At 30.6% G+C, this 4871-nt stretch carries 5 protein-coding genes and 3 tRNA genes; 7 read left to right on the forward strand and 1 reads right to left on the reverse strand.

Annotated features, from left to right (window positions below):
• A partial coding sequence (locus COZ07_RS00275; protein ID WP_406606622.1) for a DUF1573 domain-containing protein occupies positions 1–350 on the reverse strand: 350 nt, incomplete at its 3' end.
• Positions 351–822: 472 nt separating this feature from the next.
• Here COZ07_RS00275 and COZ07_RS00280 point away from each other — a divergent pair.
• From COZ07_RS00280 to COZ07_RS00310, 7 genes are all read left to right on the forward strand, one after another.
• Entirely contained in the window at positions 823–1929 is a 1107-nt protein-coding gene (locus tag COZ07_RS00280; protein WP_406606623.1) for a PIN/TRAM domain-containing protein, read from the forward strand.
• 41 nt (positions 1930–1970) lie between these two features.
• Positions 1971–3398, forward strand: a complete 1428-nt coding sequence (cysS, locus tag COZ07_RS00285) for a cysteine--tRNA ligase (protein ID WP_406606624.1) — start codon at positions 1971–1973, stop codon at positions 3396–3398.
• A 365-nt stretch (positions 3399–3763) separates the two neighbouring features.
• Positions 3764–4396, forward strand: coding sequence for a sigma-70 family RNA polymerase sigma factor (sigH, locus tag COZ07_RS00290; RefSeq protein WP_406606625.1), 633 nt, complete (start codon positions 3764–3766; stop codon positions 4394–4396).
• A gap of 50 nt (positions 4397–4446) precedes the next feature.
• A tRNA-Thr gene (locus tag COZ07_RS00295) sits at positions 4447–4522 on the forward strand.
• A gap of 34 nt (positions 4523–4556) precedes the next feature.
• Positions 4557–4643, forward strand: a tRNA-Tyr gene (locus COZ07_RS00300).
• A 12-nt stretch (positions 4644–4655) separates the two neighbouring features.
• Positions 4656–4731 (forward strand) — tRNA-Thr (locus tag COZ07_RS00305).
• A gap of 48 nt (positions 4732–4779) precedes the next feature.
• Positions 4780–4871: GTP-binding protein (locus COZ07_RS00310; protein WP_406606626.1), on the forward strand; the 92-nt coding region annotated here is incomplete at its 3' end.

A 4871-nucleotide genomic window follows, 5' to 3' on the forward strand; every position in this document is an offset into this window, starting at 1 on the left:
TTTTTAATAATATCATTAAAATCCAGATTTAGTATACTACATATTGCAGCTACGTAAAATAGGCTGGAGCCCATTTCCGTTTCGATGATTTCTTTACAGCTATCACACAATGAACCTTCTAAATGGTTATCCATAAATTTATGAATTTCTGTTAATTTTGTATTGGAAGGAATAATTTGTTTCTTCGCATTGATTTTTAGACAACCACATTGTGTAACTGCTTTGGCAATTGCTCGGTTTACTCGGGCATTAGATTCTTGATATTTGGTCATAACATCAAGGATGCTCCGATGTTGGATTAAGAATTGGTCGACGTTTTTTTGGAATGTATCATTGTCACTTTTATTCATAATTATAACCTCCATAAATACTTTTTCTCTTTAGAATTCAATATCAAACTACTAAGAAGGCGCGATCTTGAAGTAACACGAAAGCGATTAAATTTTATTTAAAATGTAAAAGTTGTATAAGAATCTTTTATTTAATTATATGTATAGGTTAATCTCTTTGTCAAGAAATATTAATTTTCAATTGCTTAAATATTAAATATTTGAAAAACAAAAAATTTAGATTAAAGGATGTCCCTTATTTTGACAGGAGCATAGGGGCATGCTATAATTTATTTAGTTTTCAAGAAAATAGATTATAAGATTATAAAGATTTAATATTTATACCAATAGATTAAATAAAATCGCAAATAGTTAATAAAAAAATTTAACCATGCTATATTACAAGATATAATTTATAAAAGATAAATAGGAGGAGGTGGTAAGTCTATATCTTTTTTATAAAAAAATAGTGCACAGAAGGAGGAAAATAAATATGGCAGCAAAGAGAATTTTGAAAATCATTTTTACTATTGTTGGTGCAGTAATAGGCTATGAAGTATTTGATAAATTCTATTTTATTCCTGACTCATCTATTTATTATAATATTTTATTCAAAGTTTTAGCAACAGCTGGAGGAGGAACAATTGGTTTTTTGCTCTCCTTTAGATTTAATACCAGGATTCAAGGTTTATTTTCAGAAATTATTGGGCATTTGCAAAAAATACCCACTAAGAATATTACTGCTGCTACTATTGGGTTAATTATTGGTCTTATTATTGCAAATTTATTAGCATATTCACTTTCATTTTTTCCTGTAATCGGTTCCTATCTTCCCATTATATTAAGTGTAATTTTAGGAATTTTAGGGATAAATATAGGAATTAACAAGAAAGATGAGGTAACTAATTTTTTTGGAAATTTTAGAAATTTCAACAGAATAATAAAAAAAGAAGATAATAAATATTTAGTGCATCCTAAAATTTTAGATACGAGTGTAATTATTGACGGTCGTATTTTAGACATTTGCCAAACAGAATTTTTAGAAGGTGAACTTATAGTTCCTCGTTTTGTTTTATCTGAACTTCAGCATATCGCAGACTCTTCAGATTCTTTAAAGAGGAAACGAGGACGTAGAGGTTTAGATATACTCAATAAAATTACTAAAATTAGAAAGAATAGGATAAAAATTATTGGCAAAGATTATAAAGAACAAATGGAAGTTGATAATAAAATAATTAGACTAGCTAAAGACCTTAAAGCTAAAGTAGTAACTAATGATTATAATTTAAATAAAATTGCTCAACTGGAGGGAGTTCTTGTTTTAAATATCAATGATTTAGCTAATGCTTTAAAAGCGATTATTCTACCTGGCGAGGAAATAGATACTCAGATAATAAAGGCAGGCAAAGAACCAGAACAGGGAATTGCTTACCTTGATGACGGAACAATGATAGTAATAGAAGATGGATACAAATATATGGGGAAAAAAGTGAATATTTTGGTTACTAGTATTTTGCAAACTCCTGCAGGAAGAATGATATTTGGAAGAATAAAAAACGTAATAAATAAAAGTCCTAATGAATTTAAAAGTACAGTCTAACTAACTAACCAGAATAATTAAGATTTGAAAAGGAACAAAGAATGGCGTTAAAGATATATAATACTTTGAGCAGAAAAAAAGAGGAGTTTATTCCGCTTAAAAAAGGAGAGGTAGGGATATATGTCTGTGGGCCTACGGTATATAATTTTATTCATATAGGAAATGCTCGCCCTTTTATAATATTTGAAGTAGTTAGAAGGTTTTTAAAATTTAAGGGTTATAAAGTAAGATATATACAAAACTTAACTGATATAGATGATAAAATGATAAATAAAGCAAGGGAATTAAATATCAGTGTTTCAGAATTAGCAGAAAAATTTATTCAAGAGTATTTTATTGATGCTGATTCTCTTAATATAGAAAGAGCTGATGTTCATCCTAGAGCAACTGAACATATCGCAGAGATAATTGAACTGCTGAAAGGTTTAGAGGAAAAGGGATATGCTTATGAGATAGATGGGGATGTATTTTTTGAGGTATCTAAATTTAAAAATTATGGAAAACTTTCTGGACAAGATATCGAAGAATTAAAAATAGGAGCACGAGTTGAAGTAGATGAAAGAAAGAGAGATGCCATTGATTTTGCTTTATGGAAGAAGGCTAAAGAAGGAGAACCCTCTTGGGATAGCCCTTGGGGGAAGGGGAGACCTGGCTGGCATATTGAATGTTCAGCTATGTCGATGAAATATTTAGGAAAAACTTTTGATATCCATGCTGGTGGTTCGGATTTAATCTTTCCTCATCATGAAAATGAAATTGCTCAAAGTGAAGCAAACACTAATCAACAGTACGTGAGATACTGGATGCATAATGGTTATCTTTGTTTAAATAATCAGAAAATGTCTAAATCTTTAGGGAATATAATGAAGGTAAGAGATATTATCCGGAAATACAAAGGAGAAGTAATTCGATATTTTATCCTTTCAGCTCATTATAGAAGTCCTCTTAATTTTAGTGAAGAGCAGCTTCAACAAGCCCAGAATAGTTTACAAAGATTAAATAATATAATTTATAATGTAAAACATTTATTAAAACAGGATAAATTTAAAAAATTTAAAGATAAGGATGATGAATTAATTTTAGAAAAAAGAAAAGAAGGTGAACAACAATTTATCAAAGCTATGGATGATGACTTTAATACCCCTGTTGCTTTAAGTCGACTATTTGGTTTTGCCAAAGATGTGAACATATACCTGAATTCTCCAAGTTTAAAGAATAAAATAATACTAGAAGAAATTATTAAATTTTACCAGGATTTAGCAGGTAAGGTATTAGGTATTTTAAAAGATTTTGATAGAGAACAAAGTTTCGAACAAGAAATTAAAAAGTTAATTGAGGATAGGGAAAAAGCAAGAAAAGAGAAGAATTGGGAGAAATCAGATAAAATTAGAGATGAATTAAAGAGAAAAGGAGTAATCCTGGAAGATACAACTGAAGGGGTAAGGTGGAAAAAGATAAATAGCGAATAGCAAGATAGTGTTGAGCGTATAGCGTAGAGCGAGAAAAGAAGAAGAAAGAAGGCAAATTAGTATATAGTATGTAGTAAAATATAGTAATAAGTGATGAGTAATGTCTAACAAGTAATAAGTTTCGAGTTGCAAGTTTCAAGTTTGAAAAAAAGTAGGGGCGTATTGCATACGCCCTCAAGAGGTGTAATACCATACGTTTACAAGAGACAAAAGCAAGCAGCATTAGAAAGGGTACAATTCATTGTACGCCTACGCCTGAACCTTATTTCTTTAACGCGATACGCGATACTCGATACTAAATTGCTATACGATAAACGCTATACTATATACGCGATACGAAAAAGATCTTTAAGGGGGATCAATTAATGAAACCAAAAGAAGGGGAAAAATGTTTTATTAATTGTAGGAGTTGCGATGATGAAGAACTTGTTTATTTGGCTTGCCAAGGAGATTTAGTGGCGGAAGAATATTTAATTAATAAATATAAAAGATTAGTTAAAATGAAAGCTCGCTCATATTTCTTAATCGGTGCTGATACAGAAGATATTATCCAAGAAGGAATGATTGGACTTTATAAAGCGGTAAGAAATTTTCAATTTAAGAAACTTTCTTCTTTTAAAGCATTTGCTGAATTGTGTATCACTCGACAGATTATTACCGCTATAAAAAGCACTACTCGACAGAAACATATACCTTTGAATTCATATGTATCTCTTAATAGACCGATTTATAGTGAGGATTCAGATAGGACTTTATTAGATATTGTAGATAATATGAATATTAATGACCCTCAAGATTTATTTTTAAATAATGAAAAATTAAATATTCTTAAAAAGAAAATTAAAAGAATATTATCAGATTTAGAGAGGGACGTTTTAGAATCTTATTTAGATGCTAAAACTTATCAAGAAATTGCCGGCGAATTAGGAAGACATGTAAAATCTATTGATAATGCTCTACAGAGAATAAAACGGAAATTAGAATTAATTGGAAAATAATTTTTAAATGGTTGACTTAATTATCAAAAATAATTATAATGTGTAAAATTGCCGATGTAGCTCAGTTGGTAGAGCAGCTGATTTGTAATCAGCAGGTCATCCGTTCGAACCGGATCATCGGCTCCAGATAGAAGGTAGAAATAAAAATAGTATAAATTAAGGGGAGGTACCAAAGTGGTTAAATGGAGCGGACTGTAGATCCGTTGGCTGAACGCCTTCGAAGGTTCGAATCCTTCCCTCCCCACCACTGAAGTATCTTGCCCGCGTAGCTCAGTCGGTAGAGCGCATCCTTGGTAAGGATGAGGTCACCGGTTCAATTCCGGTCGTGGGCTCCAAATATTGATATTTTACTTTTTTAAATTATTTAAGGAGGAAGAAATAAAATGGCAAAAGAAAAATTTGTAAGAACTAAGCCCCATATAAATGTGGGTACTATCGGTCATGTAGACCATGGTAAAACTACCCTTACTTCAGC

The organism is Candidatus Infernicultor aquiphilus, from assembly GCF_002784285.1.
Classification (GTDB): domain Bacteria; phylum Atribacterota; class Phoenicimicrobiia; order Phoenicimicrobiales; family Phoenicimicrobiaceae; genus Infernicultor; species Infernicultor aquiphilus.

What these genes read in the sequence shown, in the direction of transcription:
- COZ07_RS00280 (WP_406606623.1), top strand. Translation starts at nt 823, where the DNA reads ATGGCAGCAAAGAGAATTTTGAAAATCATTTTTACTATTGTTGGTGCA.
- cysS (WP_406606624.1), top strand. Translation starts at nt 1,971, where the DNA reads ATGGCGTTAAAGATATATAATACTTTGAGCAGAAAAAAAGAGGAGTTT.
- sigH (WP_406606625.1), top strand. Translation starts at nt 3,764, where the DNA reads ATGAAACCAAAAGAAGGGGAAAAATGTTTTATTAATTGTAGGAGTTGC.